Below are 13,932 nucleotides of genomic sequence, written 5' to 3'. Positions count from 1 at the left end.
TTTCCTTGATGAGTTTGTTACAATGGGGCGTAAGGATTAGAGCCTTACATGTAGCTACAGGAGGAGAAAGACATTTATGAGAATTGGTGGAAGAACGGATCAAGAACTGCGACCTATGCAAATAACCCCTCATTATATAAAACACGCAGAAGGCTCGGTCCTCATTGAGGTCGGGGATACGAAAGTCATTTGTACAGCAACGGTAGAAGATCGTGTTCCTCCTTTTATGAAAGGGCAAGGGAAAGGCTGGGTTACAGCGGAGTATTCGATGCTGCCGCGGGCAACACAAGTTCGTAATCAGCGTGAAGCGGCAAAAGGTAAGCTCGGTGGACGCACGATGGAAATTCAACGTCTAATCGGTCGAGCATTACGTTCCGTTGTCAGTTTAGAAGCGCTAGGTGAAAGATCCATTACGCTGGATTGCGATGTGATTCAAGCAGATGGCGGTACGCGTACAGCGTCTATCACGGGTGCTTTCGTAGCGATGGCTTTTGCAATCAACAAGCTTGCTAATGATAAGAACCTAGCCAAATTCCCAATCAACGACTTCCTCGCTGCTGTCAGTGTTGGCGTTATTGGGGATATTCCGAAGCTGGATCTTAATTACGAAGAGGATTCCAAAGCGAAAGTGGATATGAACGTCGTGATGACGGGGCGAGGTCAATTCGTTGAGGTTCAAGGAACGGGCGAGGATGCTCCTTTTTCCCGTAAAGAGCTTGATGAATTGCTGGCGCTAGCGGAATCGGGGATTAACACGATGATCGAAGTACAATCCGGTGTGCTAGGGCCGATCGCAGATCGTATTCGAGGTGCTGGGCATGCGGCTACAAAGTAATTTTGTCGTCATTGCAACGCGGAACGAAGGTAAAGTGAAAGAGTTCGCCAAGCTTTTCGGAGCTAAAGGATATAAGGTTCGAAGCTTAGCGGATTACTCGGATTTACCAGAAATCGTTGAGAGTGGGAAGACCTTTGCTGAGAATGCGCGGATCAAGGCGCAAATCATCTCTGCGCATCTTCATGTACCTGTACTTGCTGATGATTCCGGTTTGTGCGTTACGGCACTTGGTGGTGATCCAGGTGTATATTCGGCTCGCTACGCGGGAGAAAACGCAACGGATGCTGACAATAATGCCAGACTACTTCAAGCTTTGCATGAATTGGAAGATCGGATCGAGCTGAGCGCAGGGGATGGCCACCCTCCATTACTTAGTGAGGCATCCTTCGTTTGTGCACTCACTTTAATTGATCCCGTTGCGAATGAAGTGATCGAAGCGGAGGATGTCTGCCAAGGCTTTATTATTCATGAGGAGCGCGGTGAAAGTGGATTTGGTTACGATCCATTATTCTATATTCCATCACTGGGCCGAACGATGGCTGAGTTGACGATGGAAGAGAAGAATGAAATGAGTCATCGCGCCAAAGCCTTGCGTATGTTTTTGGATCAGCTTCCTGATCAAACGAACTAAAACACAGAAAGACCTGCAACCACGTGAATGCGTGGACGCAGGTCTTTTCTATTTTCACTGCAATCTCATTTATCGTATCGAGATTTTATAAGTTCTTAGCCACATATCCACTTGAGCTAAATAAGCGAATAGCTGAGGACCTGTCATCAACTGACCGAACCAAGGGAGGTCGAAATCGTTGGACTCGGAGCTGGCGAGTGCGCGAATCTTTTTGACATCAATAAAAGGCAAGATAGGGGAAGAGGGATCATCCAGAATTTCCAAAACCCATTTTCTTACCGCGGTTAAATAATTCGGGTTGTGTGTTTTCGGATATGGACTTTTCTTCCTCGTCAGCACATCTTCAGGCAATACACCTCTTAATGCTTGACGTAATATGCCTTTTTCTCTGTCTCCGGATGTTTTAATTTCCCACGGAATGTTCCACACGTATTCAACTAGACGGTGATCACAGAAGGGGACGCGTACCTCGAGGCCAACGGCCATACTCATGCGATCTTTACGATCAAGCAACGTAGGCATGAAACGCGTGATATTCAAATAGGACATTTCTCGCATCCGATTCTGCTGCTTGGTTTCCCCAGCTAAACGAGGTACCTCGCTTAAGGCTTGCTGGTATCGATTGCTGACATATTCGACAGGTTTAATCCAGTCGACGAAGTCTGAGGCGAGCAGGTCGACCCGATTCGCTAGCTTGAGTGACCAGGGGAACGTGTTCGCTTCTAGTGCTTCTGTATTGTGGAACCAAGGGTATCCACCGAATATTTCGTCAGCCGCTTCTCCAGAGATTGCAACCGTAGCTTCTTTTTTGATTTCTCGGCAAAATAAATAGAGGGACCCGTCGACATCGGCCATGCCCGGTGTATCGCGGGCGATCACGGCTGTCTTCAGAGATTCCACAAGCTCCGGCGTATCGAACTCAATGTAATGATGCTCCGTTCCTAAATGCTCAGTCATCCTTTTTATCCAAGGTGCGTCTGAGTTCGGTTGGAACAGGTTCGCTTTGAAGTGCTTATCGTTATCCTTGTAGTCCACGGAGAAGGTATGAAGCGGTCCTTGCCCGCTATTTTTGTAATGCGTCGCAGCCAGCGCGGTGAGGGCACTAGAATCAAGTCCTCCAGAGAGAAGTGTACAGATGGGGACGTCTGAAACTAATTGGCGCTCTGCTGTATCATTAAGCAATTGCCCAACCTGCGCAGCTGTACCTGCGATATCATCAGGATGCTGATGGCTTTCGAGCTTCCAGTACGTTCGAATGGATAAGCCATTCCGATCAAAAATGGCAAATTGACCTGGCTTCAGCTCTGACATGTTGCGATAAATCCCATGTCCAGGCGTTCTAGCCGGTCCGACAGCGAATATTTCTGCAAAGCCTTCGGCGCCAACCTCAGCTTTAAAATCAGGGTGAGCTAGAATGGCTTTTGGTTCTGAGCCGAATAATAATACACTATCCTGATGGGAATAAAAAAGAGGCTTAACACCGAGTCTGTCCCGTACCAGGGTCAGTGACTGCTCTTGGTCATTCCAAGCTGCGAAAGCAAAGATGCCGTTCAGACGATCTACGCAAGCTTTCCCCCACTCCATAAAAGCAACGAGCAGCACTTCGGTATCACACGTTGTGCGAAATTGATGGCCGCGAAGCTCGAGCTCTTTCTTTAACTCTGGGGCATTATAGAGTTCGCCATTATATACGATGGTATACGTATAGTCGCCTTGTTTACGGACCATGGGCTGAGCGCCATTCTCAGGATCCATAACACTTAGACGTCGATGTCCGAGGGCACAATGCTGTGAGATCCAGGTACCAGAGGCATCAGGTCCGCGCAGTTGGAGCGTTTCCGTCATATTTTCTAGAATGGACGGGTACCCGGTCAAGTCTTTCCGCCAATCTATCCAACCCGTTATTCCGCACATAGACGTTCCTTCCTTTCTTTTGAAGAGAGCATAATGATAAAGGGTATGCGAATGGAAGGTATTAAATGTCTGTCCAGAACATGACAAAAGGAAGATGAGCCCGTGCTTTTTGTGTTTTGTTGACAAGACTGTTACAATCAATCCAAGTACTGCCATTATATAAACGAAGGTGATGACAATGGGAATAAAATACTCAAGAGCTCAAGTTGATTATTTAGCATCGAAAGAGCACTTTTTGCAAATTAGCGCGCAAGCGGATATTCGAATTGAAAATGCAAAACAAGATGGCGTAGAATTGGGTCAAGCTGAAATGGAAGAAATTATTGAAAAGGTTGGCTTGCATCGCGCTTATAACGAACTCATACAAGCTGAGAATGTATTGATTAACTGGACGCAAACAGCCATTAAATCCGAGCCTGAATTTATCCAAAATCGAGCAACTTTTGAATCTTTGTACGAGAAAGCATTAACCGATGTTGAATTTAGAGGCGCAATAATAAATTTGGCAATGCGATTAAATACGGACCTTGCGTGACATTCTATTAGGGTAATGCCATTCTTTATTCAGGAGGCGAGTGCTCATGGATAGTCATTTCATTAGCAAGCTGCATGAGAAGCAGAGGAAAGCCGAGAAGAATAAAAGGACACAAGGTGACGGTCATACAGGCAAGAATTTGCCTCACAAGATGCACTAACGTCGTTTGGCATGAGCAAGAGCCTGTAGGGATATCCCTACAGGCTCTTTGTTACTCTCCAGTATATGCTTTCCTGACTGATGCTAGAGAGAAGGAAACGATAACCAGCATAGTCTGTACGGAAACCCTCCATACTAAGGTGGCGTTCATTCTATAAATAGAAGGAGTTGCTTACCATGGGTAAAAAGAAAAGTATGATGCAGAAAACACAAAGTGCGATCGATCACTCGAAGCAATCATCCCGTATTCAGTCGAATCTCGATTCAACGGAGCCGGGTCATCATCAGCCAAATAGGCCATCCGTGTAGGCGAAGGAATCTATCAGTCATATCAGCACCTTGCTTGCAAATGCAGCGGGGTGCTTTTTTTTGGAATAAAAAAAAGACCGCGATTTCTCGCGCTCTTCCTCTTACTTTGACGTCCCAGGAGGGATTCGAACCCCCGACCGCACGCTTAGAAGGCGTGTGCTCTATCCAGCTGAGCTACTGAGACCTATGACACTTCTTACCGCCTGGACGAGATCCGTTTGGCGAAGCAAGAGTTAATATATCATAACGTATAATGCGAGTCAACTTCATTTTATAAATTTTTTGCAATCATTTGGATGATGGAGTAAACTGGCACAAGCGAGACCACGAACAGAGGTGATCCCTATATCAGATCCTACGACCAATAATGTCATCCTTTTTCCTAAAACAGAGCAGTTCTATGAAGACGAGCTAATGAAGCTGTTGCGCTCGGAGCAGTATAAAGAAGCACTGGAGATGCTCACTTTTTTGTTGCAATTTCCTAATGTCGATGCGAGCAAGTCTGATCAATGGGAAGCCCTGCGCCACTGGCTGCTCACCATGTTTCCGGAAACGATGTTCTCATCATCCGTGACAGAAGAAGAGGATTCGGAAGAAGAATCCGCCTTATTGCGCCAGTATATCCAGGATAAATCAGCTTCGGATGATGGTGCTTTTGTGTTGAAGCTTCAAACCATGCTGCAAGAAGGTTCGCTGGAGGGGCAAGTAAGCGCATTGGAGCAGCTTGCTTTTATTGAGCAACCTGAGGTTAGCCAATATGTGAAGACATGGCTTTGTGAAAGGCCTAGACATCCGCATCTTCAATTCAAAGCGTTACAGACGCTTAAGCAAATGGGAGAGCACGGCTTAATTGAGTTTCCTAAGAATGGCCGAACAGTTCTCGTCGAAATCGATGAGACGCCGCTTACACCGGAGGATTTTCCATTACGAATTCGTGATATGATTCGCAGAGTCGGGGACATTAGTGAAATAAGCCAACCTGACTTTGTTTACTTTGCGACTCAGACTTGGCAGGAGTTTCTTGCCTATGCATATGGCACCTCGATTTACACGGAGCTGCTAAGGGCAGAAGAAAGCGCGGTAGATGTGTGGGCCTCAGCACTGCATGCGATTTTGCAAGACAAATTGTTTGGTACGGTTGATCGGGATGAGCTGTTAGAGACTTATGGAATCGTGGATGCGATGACACTTCAGTGGAAGCGCGCGCACAACGTGCTGACCGCTTTTGTAAAGCAATTTAGCCCGGATCCTGGCTAAGAACAAAGCTCGCTTGAAATGAAAATGTTATATGGTATAATAGAATGGTTATAATGAGCTTAACGTGAAAAATATATGTCATGGTACATTTTTGGAGGGGAAGGCATAAAATGAAAGCAAGTTGGGAAAAAATAGAGAAGAACGTTGGCGTTCTTGAAGTTGAAGTTGGGGCAGAACGTGTAGCAGATGCTTTGGATAAAGCATTTAAAAAGGTATCAGCGAAAGTAAATGTTCCAGGATTCCGTAAAGGGAAAGTGCCACGTTCAATCTTTGAAGCTAAATTCGGTGTTGAAAGCTTGTATCAAGATGCTTTAGATATCATTTTGCCAGAAGTTTACGTTGAAGCGATTGAAGAGGTTAAAATTGAGCCTGTAGATCGTCCAGAAGTAGATGTTGAGCAATTTGGTAAAGGTCAAGTCTTGAAATTCAAAGCTAAAGTAACAGTTAAGCCTGAAGTAGCGCTTGGTGACTACAAAGGTATCGAAGTAGAAGCGGTTAACGCTACTGTGTCTGAAGAAGAATTGAATGAAGAGCTTGCACGTTTGCAACAACGTCATGCTGAATTGGTTGTTCTTGAAGAAGGACAAGCTGCTAACGGCGATGTCGTTATCATTGATTTCGAAGGATTCGTTGATGAAGTAGCATTCGAAGGCGGTAAAGCGGAGAAGTATTCCCTTGAGCTTGGATCCAACTCATTCATCCCAGGATTCGAAGAGCAACTTGTTGGTCTTGGTAAGGACGAAGAGAAAGAAGTTAACGTTAGCTTCCCTGAAAACTACCATTCCGAAGATCTGAAAGGCAAAGCAGCTGTGTTTAAAGTGAAACTTCACGATATTAAACGCAAAAACCTGCCTGAGCTTGATGATGAGTTCGCAAAAGACGTAAGTGAGTTCGATACACTTGTTGAGTACAAAGAAGAGCTTCAAAAACGTATGCAAGAGCGCAAAGAGAAAGATTCCGAAGCTGCACTTGAAACTGCAGTTGTTGAGAAAGCTGCTGCTAACGCAGATGTTGAAATTCCAGGTTCGATGGTTGAAGCTGAGCTTGATATCATGGTAAAAGAATTCGAAAGACGTCTTCGCTCCCAAGGCATGACGCTTGAGATTTACTACCAGTTCTCCGGTCAAAATGAGAGCGCATTGAAAGAACAAATGAAAGAAGATGCTGAGAAGCGTGTTCGTAACAACCTTGTTCTTGAAGCTATCGCAGCTGTAGAAAAAATCACAGTTTCCGACGAAGAAGTTGACGCGGAACTTGAGAAATATGCACCATCATACCAAAAATCAACAGCTGAACTTCGTGAGCTGTTTGCTTCCAACGGATCTCTTGAAGGTCTTAGCAATGATCTAGTAATCAGAAAAACGGTTGATTTCTTGCTTCAAAATAGCAAGCATGTTTCCGCAGCCGTGTAAATAAGGTAAGTAAAGGCACGTACGCAAGCAACGTGCCTTTCTTTTACCCTAATTTACGTCTAAACGCCTTAGTACATAAGCATTACCGCTTACATAGGTGATTTCAGAAAAATGACATTGTTGCCCAATCGTGTTAAACTGTAATTGAAATCTCAAGTGAGAGAACATGGCGCTTGCCGCAAAAGGAGTTGGTACAATGAGTCTTATTCCTATGGTTGTAGAACAAGAGGCTCGTGGGGAGCGTTCCTACGATATCTACTCGCGTTTACTTAAGGACCGCATAATCTTCATCGGGACCGCTATTGATGACGATGTGGCTAATTTGGTCATTGCCCAGCTGCTCTTTTTATCCGCCCAGGACCCTGAAAAAGATATTCACTTATATATCAACTCACCTGGTGGGTCTGTTACGGCTGGAATGGGTATCTTTGATACCATGCAGTTTATTAAACCGGATGTATCTACGATTTGTGTAGGTATGGCTGCAAGTATGGGTTCTTTGCTGTTAACAGCAGGAGCCAAAGGTAAGCGATACGCGCTGCCGAATGCAGAAGTAATGATTCACCAACCGCTCGGCGGTGTTAGAGGTCAAGCAACCGATATCAAAATCCATGCGGATTGGATTATCAAGACCAAGAATAAACTCAACCAGATTTACGTGGACCGAACGGGACAGCCGCTTGAAAAGATCGAAAGAGACACCGACCGGGATAACTTTATGAGCGCTGAAGAAGCGAAGGCATACGGGTTAATCGACGAGGTTATCACTCGAAACGACTTGAAATAAAGGAGTGATCCCATGTTTAAATTTAACGATGAAAAAGGCCAACTCAAATGTTCCTTTTGTGGAAAATCCCAGGACCAAGTTCGTAAACTTGTTGCCGGACCGGGAGTTTACATTTGTGATGAATGTATAGAGCTTTGTACGGAGATTGTGGAAGAAGAATTAGGGCATGAAGAAGAATTGGATCTGAAAGATGTTCCGAAACCAAAGGAAATTCGTAATATCTTGGATCAATACGTTATTGGTCAAGAACAAGCGAAGAAATCCTTGGCTGTTGCCGTGTATAACCACTACAAACGGATCAACTCGCAGAACAAGCTTGAAGATGTTGAGCTTCAAAAAAGTAATATCGTCCTTCTAGGACCAACAGGTAGTGGTAAAACACTTCTTGCGCAAACACTTGCGAAAATTTTGAATGTGCCATTTGCAATTGCTGATGCAACTTCGTTAACAGAAGCTGGATACGTAGGGGAAGATGTCGAAAACATCTTGCTGAAACTGATCCAAGCAGCTGATTACGATGTTGAAAAAGCAGAGCGCGGCATTATCTATATCGATGAGATTGATAAAGTTGCACGTAAATCGGAGAACCCATCCATTACACGCGATGTTTCCGGTGAAGGTGTACAACAAGCTCTTCTCAAAATTCTTGAAGGCACAGTTGCTTCCGTACCTCCACAAGGTGGACGTAAGCATCCGCATCAAGAATTCATTCAAATCGACACGACGAATATTCTCTTTATTTGTGGTGGAGCATTTGATGGTTTAGAGCAGATTATCAAACGCAGAATCGGTAAAAAAGTAATTGGCTTTAGCACAGATGGCATGAAGGTTGATTTGAAACCAGGTGAATACCTATCAATGGTCCTTCCTGAGGATCTATTGAGATTCGGTTTGATTCCGGAGTTCGTAGGTCGTTTACCGGTTATCTCAACACTAGAGCCGCTTGATGAAGCAGCGCTTGTGCGTATTCTTTCCGAGCCTAAGAACGCGCTCGTGAAGCAGTACCAGAAGATGCTCGAGATGGATAATGTTTCGCTTGAATTTGATGCAGAAGCACTTGATGCGATTGCCAAAGAAGCGATTAAACGGAACACCGGTGCTCGTGGTCTAAGGGCCATCATTGAAAGCATTATGCTTGATGTGATGTTCGAAGTTCCTTCAAGAACGGATGTATCTTCTTGTGTCGTTTCCAAAGAAACGGTTCAAAACAAGATTACGCCTGTTCTGACTACCAAGGAAGGCGCACAGCCATCTGGTAAGAAGAAGGAAGAAAGTGCTTAACCTATAATTTTATAAATGAACACACAGCCTCCAATCCGATTTCCATTTCTGGGAATTGGAGCGGAGGATGTTTGGTGTCATGGGGAGAGAAACCAAAATGTTCCATAGACGAGATACCAGAGCCGTTCGGGTAGGTGATTTAACGATCGGTGGCAGCAACGAAGTAATCATGCAGAGCATGTGCACAACTAAAACCGCTGATGTCAAAGCGACAGTTGCAGAGATTCTTCGCTTAGAAGAAGCAGGTTGTCAGCTTGTGCGTGTGACGGTCAACAATAAGGAAGCTGCAGAAGCTATCAAGGAAATTAAGAAACAAATTCATATTCCGTTGGTCTCTGATATTCACTTCGATCATCGTTTGGCTCTTGCAGCGATTGAGAACGGCATTGACAAAGTCCGTATTAATCCAGGTAATATCGGTCGCCGTGAGAAGGTTGAGGCGGTTGTGAAGGCATGTAAAGAGCGTGGCATCCCGATTCGTATCGGCGTTAATGCGGGCTCCCTTGAGAATCATCTTCTTGAAAAGTACGGCTATCCTACGCCTGAAGCGATGGTAGAAAGCGCCCTGTTCCATATCAACATTTTGGAAGAACTCGATTTCCATGATATCATCGTATCCTTGAAGGCTTCTGATGTCCCTATGGCCATTGCGGCGTATTCGCAGGCTGCGAAGGCGTTTAATTATCCGCTTCATCTTGGTATTACAGAGGCAGGGACTCTCTTTACTGGTGCTGTAAAAAGCGCCGCGGGGATTGGAACTTTGCTTAATATGGGTATTGGTAACACGCTTCGTATTTCTCTGAGTGCTGACCCTGTTGAAGAAATTAAAGTTGCAAGAGAACTTCTCAAAACATTCGGTTTAATTACGAACGCCGCTACATTAGTTTCTTGTCCGACATGTGGTCGTCTGGATATTGACTTATTCTCGATCGCTAATGAAGTGGAAGATTATATTGCCAAAATCAAAGTGCCGATTAAGGTTTCTGTACTGGGTTGTGCCGTGAACGGGCCTGGTGAAGCGAGAGAAGCGGATATTGGCATCGCAGGGGCTCGTGGAGAAGGTATGTTGTTCCGTTATGGAGAAATGATTCGTAAAGTGCCTGAGGCTGAACTGCTTGCTGAATTGAAAAAAGAAATTGATATTATTGTGGCTTCCTACGAACAGACTGGGGTCATCCCTGGGCGCAAGCAGCACTAAGTAGATAGAAATAACAAACCGTTAAGAACTCAACGATGAGTCTTTAACGGTTTTTTTGCATGCCTATGTCGTAGCGCATATTTGAATAGGAAGTGAAGCATAATGAGTAAAACTGGAAAGCATGCTCAATGGGTAGTTAGACTTTCTGAGGAAACTTTAGGAGGAGAAGAGGATGAAGTTATTTCCAACGTTTGCATTATATCGACAGGTAGCGCTTACCCTAATCATAGGGACTGTCTTGATCGCGAATCCAAGTTTTACACATGCCGAACCTGATGTAATCCCGCAACAGCCGACGGGAGCGATTACGAAGAAAGTAGCCATCGTCATTGACGATTTTGGCAATAACATGGAGGGGACAGCGGAAATGCTGAAGCTGCCCATTCCATTTACAGTGGCTGTTATGCCTTTCTTGCCCTCAACGAAGCAGGACGCACAGTTAGCTCATGACAGAGGACTCGAGGTCATACTGCACCTTCCAATGGAGCCTGTAAGAGGGAAGAAGAGCTGGCTGGGTCCAGGCGCAATCACCACGGACTTGTCCAGCGAAGAAATACATAAACGGATCGTTGCGGCAATCGACGATGTTCCTTATGCCATAGGAATTAATAATCATATGGGTTCCAAAGCGACCGCGGACGAAAGAGTCATGAAGATCCTCATCGAGATTTGCAAAGATCGAAATCTAATCTTACTGGACAGCCGGACCACACCTAAGAGCTTAATTGGAAAGATTGCAGATTCACGCGGCGTACCGCATGCGGACAATCAACTTTTCTTCGACGATTTGTATACGTATAGTCATATTAATAAGCAAATGGTCAGACTGAAGAAACTCATCCATGAAAAAGATGAAGTTATTGCTATTGGTCATGTTGGGCCTCCTGGGAAGAAAACAGCTCATGTCATCCATGAAGCTATTCCAAGTATTCAGAAGGAAGCAACCTTTGTTCCTATTTCACAAATGGTCAAATAATGGTCAGATTTACGACTTCGGTTGCGTCATAGAGAAATATTGATCGACAGCATGTGTAATCGCTTTGGCAAGCTTTGCTTGATGATGACTATCGTTTAACAGCTTGCGATCCGTTTTATTGGATAAAAACCCAAGTTCAACAATGACGGAAGGGCATTTTGTAAACCGGAGTACAAAATACTTTTTGCCGAGCACAGGGAGTTCTTCCATCCCATAAACGTTATTTAATGTGTCTTGCAGCAAGCTTGCCAATAAAATACTGTCAGATTGATTTTGATAAATGACAAGGGGACCGCGTGTGTTTGATTTTTTGGACCAATTGATATGCAAGCTGAGCATGATTTTCGGTTTAATGGTATTGGCTAGACCAGAGCGTTGTGCGAGATCTTTTCTGTGTCTGCCTCCAAATGACCATCTATTATCATCACTTAATGCGTAATCTTCGGTGCGATTTATGATAACACGATAACCTCTTTTAACTAGTGCTTTATACGTCTTTTTAGCGATAGCTAGATTCATATCTTTTTCTTCATATTTGCCCACCATGGTTCCGCTATCGATTCCACCATGTCCTACGTCGAGAATAATGTCCGCGGATGGAAGAAGGGGATCATTACGAGCAGCTGAAACTAACTGCCAATTAGGCACGCAAAGAAATAGCGTAAGTAGGATAATCAACAAGTATTTCTTCAAATCCCGCCACATCCTTTTGCAAGAATAACTACCCTTATCCTTCTACAGCAAGGGGGCTATCATACGTGATGCAAAAGTTTGCTTGAATTGGATTAACCTTCTTTTACACGGGAATAATGGAAATTAACAAAAGCAGATAGGCAACACATTTAAACGTACCTAATCGAAGATGACGTGTTTAAGGAGGTTCAACACATGAGTTTAAGTATCATTCTAATGGTCATTCAAGTGTTTTTTGCAGTTGTAATCGGGTTGTATTTCTGGAATTTACTGCGAAATCAACAGACGAACAAGTCTGCAGTGGATAGAGAGTCTAGGAAAGAACTAGAGAAATTGCGCAAGTTGCGATCCATTTCGCTTACCAAGCCTCTGTCTGAGAAAACGAGACCTTCTTCTGTGCAGGATATCGTTGGCCAAATCGAAGGATTGAAGGCTCTGAAAGCAGCACTATGTGGTCCGAATCCTCAACATGTGCTTATTTACGGCCCTCCCGGCGTTGGAAAAACTGCTGCAGCGCGCGTCATATTAGAAGAAGCGAAGAAAAATCAAGAATCTCCTTTTCGACCTGACTCTAAGTTTACAGAAATAGATGCTACGACTGCTCGTTTTGACGAGCGTGGTATTGCTGATCCGCTGATTGGATCCGTACATGATCCTATTTATCAAGGAGCAGGCGCGATGGGTGTTGCTGGAATACCGCAACCGAAACCAGGTGCTGTGACTAAGGCGCATGGGGGAATTTTGTTTATTGACGAAATTGGTGAATTACACGCGACGCAAATGAACAAATTATTAAAGGTGCTTGAAGATCGTAAAGTGTTCTTAGAGAGTGCTTATTACAGCTCTGAGGATGCGAATATTCCAGGCTATATTCATGATATATTTCAAAATGGGCTACCGGCAGACTTTCGTTTGGTTGGTGCGACGACCCGCACACCGAGTGAAATTCCTCCTGCCATCCGTTCACGCTGTTTGGAAATTTTCTTCCGACCACTTTTGCCTGGTGAAGTAGGAGAAATTGCAAGAAAAGCGCTTGATAAAATTGGTTTCAAGAAATGTGAAGATGCCATTGAAGTTGTAACGAAATATGCAACAAATGGCCGCGAGGCAGTCAATGTGATTCAATTAGCCGCAGGGATTGCTCTAACCGATAAGCGGGATTCGATCACAGCAGCTGACATTGAATGGGTCGTGAATTCTTCACAAATACCACCTAGACCAGAGCGGAAGGTGCCTGCACAGCCTCAAATAGGGTTTGTTAATGGCTTAGCTGTTTATGGTCCCAATTTGGGCACTCTACTGGAGATTGAAGTTACAGCGATCCCAATTGCGGTTGCAGGTACAGGGAAATTCAATATCACAGGTGTTGTTGATGAAGAAGAAATGGGCGGGGGTTCCCGAACCATTCGTCGTAAAAGCATGGCCAGAGGCTCTGTGGAAAATGTGCTGACTGTTCTTCGTAAACTAGGTTTTAATACGTCGGATTATGATCTGCATATTAATTTCCCTGGCGGGGTGCCGATTGATGGACCATCCGCAGGTATTTCGATGGCTACAGCGATCGCTTCAGCCATACATAAAATACCTGTAGATAACAAATTAGCCATGACGGGAGAAATGAGCATTCATGGGAAAGTGAAGCCTGTTGGCGGTGTAGTAGCCAAAGTAGAGGCGGCATTCCAAGCGGGAGCTACCCGTGTTATTATTCCAAAGGAAAATTGGCAAGCTTTGTTTGCTGATTTACCTGGTGTTGAAGTTGTCGCAGCAGAAACAATTGAAGAAGTACTTGCAGCTGCACTCGGGATTGAGCTTCATGATAATGTGATTCCATTACCTTTTTCTATGGAGAGAACGATTCCAGCTACAACTTTACCCATTCTACATGCCAATTCACAGCATACAATTGACTCTTAAAGAGAGGTTTTCGTGACCTTACATGGCGCGT

The 13,932-nt window shown here is 44.6% G+C and carries 14 protein-coding genes and 1 tRNA gene; 12 read left to right on the top strand and 3 right to left on the bottom strand.

The genetic code is table 11. The annotated features are described in order from the left end of the window. Positions 1–76 precede the first annotated feature (76 nt). Together rph and L6I86_RS20975 are read left to right on the top strand one after the other, a co-directional pair. A complete protein-coding gene (gene rph / locus L6I86_RS20980; RefSeq protein ID WP_236290215.1) occupies positions 77–835 on the top strand; it encodes a ribonuclease PH in 759 nt (252 codons plus the stop codon). Then, positions 819–1,466, top strand: a complete 648-nt coding sequence (locus L6I86_RS20975; protein ID WP_236290213.1) for an XTP/dITP diphosphatase — start codon at positions 819–821, stop codon at positions 1,464–1,466. Before rph ends, L6I86_RS20975 begins: the two co-directional genes overlap by 17 nt. A gap of 69 nt (positions 1,467–1,535) precedes the next feature. On the opposite strand, the gene asnB is transcribed toward L6I86_RS20975, so the two are convergent. Then, complete coding sequence (gene asnB, locus L6I86_RS20970; protein ID WP_056610283.1) at positions 1,536–3,380, bottom strand: asparagine synthase (glutamine-hydrolyzing); 1,845 nt, start codon at positions 3,378–3,380, stop codon at positions 1,536–1,538. Between the two features lie 169 nt (positions 3,381–3,549). On the opposite strand from asnB, the gene L6I86_RS20965 reads away from it, so the two are divergent. The 3 genes from L6I86_RS20965 to L6I86_RS35695 all read left to right on the top strand — a co-directional run bounded on the left by L6I86_RS20965 (position 3,550) and on the right by L6I86_RS35695 (position 4,383). Then, entirely contained in the window at positions 3,550–3,915 is a 366-nt protein-coding gene (locus L6I86_RS20965; RefSeq protein WP_420851912.1) for a hypothetical protein, read from the top strand. A gap of 46 nt (positions 3,916–3,961) precedes the next feature. Continuing rightward, positions 3,962–4,075, top strand: coding sequence for a DUF4023 family protein (locus L6I86_RS20960; RefSeq protein ID WP_082595252.1), 114 nt, complete (start codon positions 3,962–3,964; stop codon positions 4,073–4,075). A gap of 176 nt (positions 4,076–4,251) precedes the next feature. After that, positions 4,252–4,383: a hypothetical protein gene (locus L6I86_RS35695; protein ID WP_268796183.1), complete on the top strand. Its 132-nt coding sequence runs from the start codon at positions 4,252–4,254 to the stop codon at positions 4,381–4,383. 110 nt (positions 4,384–4,493) lie between these two features. Here L6I86_RS35695 and L6I86_RS20955 read toward each other — a convergent pair. After that, positions 4,494–4,567: transfer RNA gene (locus L6I86_RS20955), tRNA-Arg, on the bottom strand. Positions 4,568–4,719: 152 nt separating this feature from the next. On the opposite strand from L6I86_RS20955, the gene L6I86_RS20950 reads away from it, so the two are divergent. From L6I86_RS20950 to L6I86_RS20925, 6 genes are all read left to right on the top strand, one after another. Next, on the top strand, positions 4,720–5,640 hold the full coding sequence (locus L6I86_RS20950; protein ID WP_236290211.1) for a hypothetical protein: 921 nt from the start codon (positions 4,720–4,722) through the stop codon (positions 5,638–5,640). A 110-nt stretch (positions 5,641–5,750) separates the two neighbouring features. Further along, entirely contained in the window at positions 5,751–7,052 is a 1,302-nt protein-coding gene (gene tig / locus L6I86_RS20945; RefSeq protein ID WP_236290209.1) for a trigger factor, read from the top strand. A gap of 196 nt (positions 7,053–7,248) precedes the next feature. Continuing rightward, a complete protein-coding gene (gene clpP / locus L6I86_RS20940) occupies positions 7,249–7,839 on the top strand; it encodes an ATP-dependent Clp endopeptidase proteolytic subunit ClpP (RefSeq protein ID WP_056610292.1) in 591 nt (196 codons plus the stop codon). 12 nt (positions 7,840–7,851) lie between these two features. Next, positions 7,852–9,120, top strand: a complete 1,269-nt coding sequence (gene clpX, locus L6I86_RS20935; protein ID WP_056610294.1) for an ATP-dependent protease ATP-binding subunit ClpX — start codon at positions 7,852–7,854, stop codon at positions 9,118–9,120. Between the two features lie 97 nt (positions 9,121–9,217). Further along, positions 9,218–10,318: a flavodoxin-dependent (E)-4-hydroxy-3-methylbut-2-enyl-diphosphate synthase gene (gene ispG / locus L6I86_RS20930; protein WP_056610296.1), complete on the top strand. Its 1,101-nt coding sequence runs from the start codon at positions 9,218–9,220 to the stop codon at positions 10,316–10,318. Positions 10,319–10,490: 172 nt separating this feature from the next. Beyond that, positions 10,491–11,294, top strand: coding sequence for a divergent polysaccharide deacetylase family protein (locus tag L6I86_RS20925; protein WP_236290208.1), 804 nt, complete (start codon positions 10,491–10,493; stop codon positions 11,292–11,294). Between the two features lie 9 nt (positions 11,295–11,303). On the opposite strand, the gene L6I86_RS20920 is transcribed toward L6I86_RS20925, so the two are convergent. Next, positions 11,304–11,987 carry an N-acetylmuramoyl-L-alanine amidase family protein gene (locus L6I86_RS20920; protein ID WP_236290206.1) on the bottom strand — a complete coding sequence of 228 codons (684 nt, stop codon included), beginning with the start codon at positions 11,985–11,987 and terminating at the stop codon, positions 11,304–11,306. 195 nt (positions 11,988–12,182) lie between these two features. On the opposite strand from L6I86_RS20920, the gene lonB reads away from it, so the two are divergent. Then, positions 12,183–13,901, top strand: coding sequence for an ATP-dependent protease LonB (lonB, locus tag L6I86_RS20915; RefSeq protein ID WP_056610302.1), 1,719 nt, complete (start codon positions 12,183–12,185; stop codon positions 13,899–13,901). Positions 13,902–13,932 lie beyond the last annotated feature (31 nt).

The sequence above is a fragment of the Paenibacillus allorhizoplanae genome, assembly GCF_927798215.1.
Classification (GTDB): domain Bacteria; phylum Bacillota; class Bacilli; order Paenibacillales; family NBRC-103111; genus Paenibacillus_E; species Paenibacillus_E allorhizoplanae.
The sequence above is the reverse complement of the archived record's forward strand: the minus strand, read 5'-3'. Positions and strand labels throughout refer to the sequence as shown.

Coding starts and splice junctions, on each gene's coding strand:
- rph (WP_236290215.1), top strand. CDS start 77: ATGAGAATTGGTGGAAGAACGGATCAAGAACTGCGACCTATGCAAATA.
- L6I86_RS20975 (WP_236290213.1), top strand. CDS start 819: ATGCGGCTACAAAGTAATTTTGTCGTCATTGCAACGCGGAACGAAGGT.
- asnB (WP_056610283.1), bottom strand. CDS start 3,380: ATGTGCGGAATAACGGGTTGGATAGATTGGCGGAAAGACTTGACCGGG.
- L6I86_RS20960 (WP_082595252.1), top strand. CDS start 3,962: ATGGATAGTCATTTCATTAGCAAGCTGCATGAGAAGCAGAGGAAAGCC.
- L6I86_RS35695 (WP_268796183.1), top strand. CDS start 4,252: ATGGGTAAAAAGAAAAGTATGATGCAGAAAACACAAAGTGCGATCGAT.
- tig (WP_236290209.1), top strand. CDS start 5,751: ATGAAAGCAAGTTGGGAAAAAATAGAGAAGAACGTTGGCGTTCTTGAA.
- clpP (WP_056610292.1), top strand. CDS start 7,249: ATGAGTCTTATTCCTATGGTTGTAGAACAAGAGGCTCGTGGGGAGCGT.
- clpX (WP_056610294.1), top strand. CDS start 7,852: ATGTTTAAATTTAACGATGAAAAAGGCCAACTCAAATGTTCCTTTTGT.
- ispG (WP_056610296.1), top strand. CDS start 9,218: ATGTTCCATAGACGAGATACCAGAGCCGTTCGGGTAGGTGATTTAACG.
- L6I86_RS20925 (WP_236290208.1), top strand. CDS start 10,491: ATGAAGTTATTTCCAACGTTTGCATTATATCGACAGGTAGCGCTTACC.
- lonB (WP_056610302.1), top strand. CDS start 12,183: ATGAGTTTAAGTATCATTCTAATGGTCATTCAAGTGTTTTTTGCAGTT.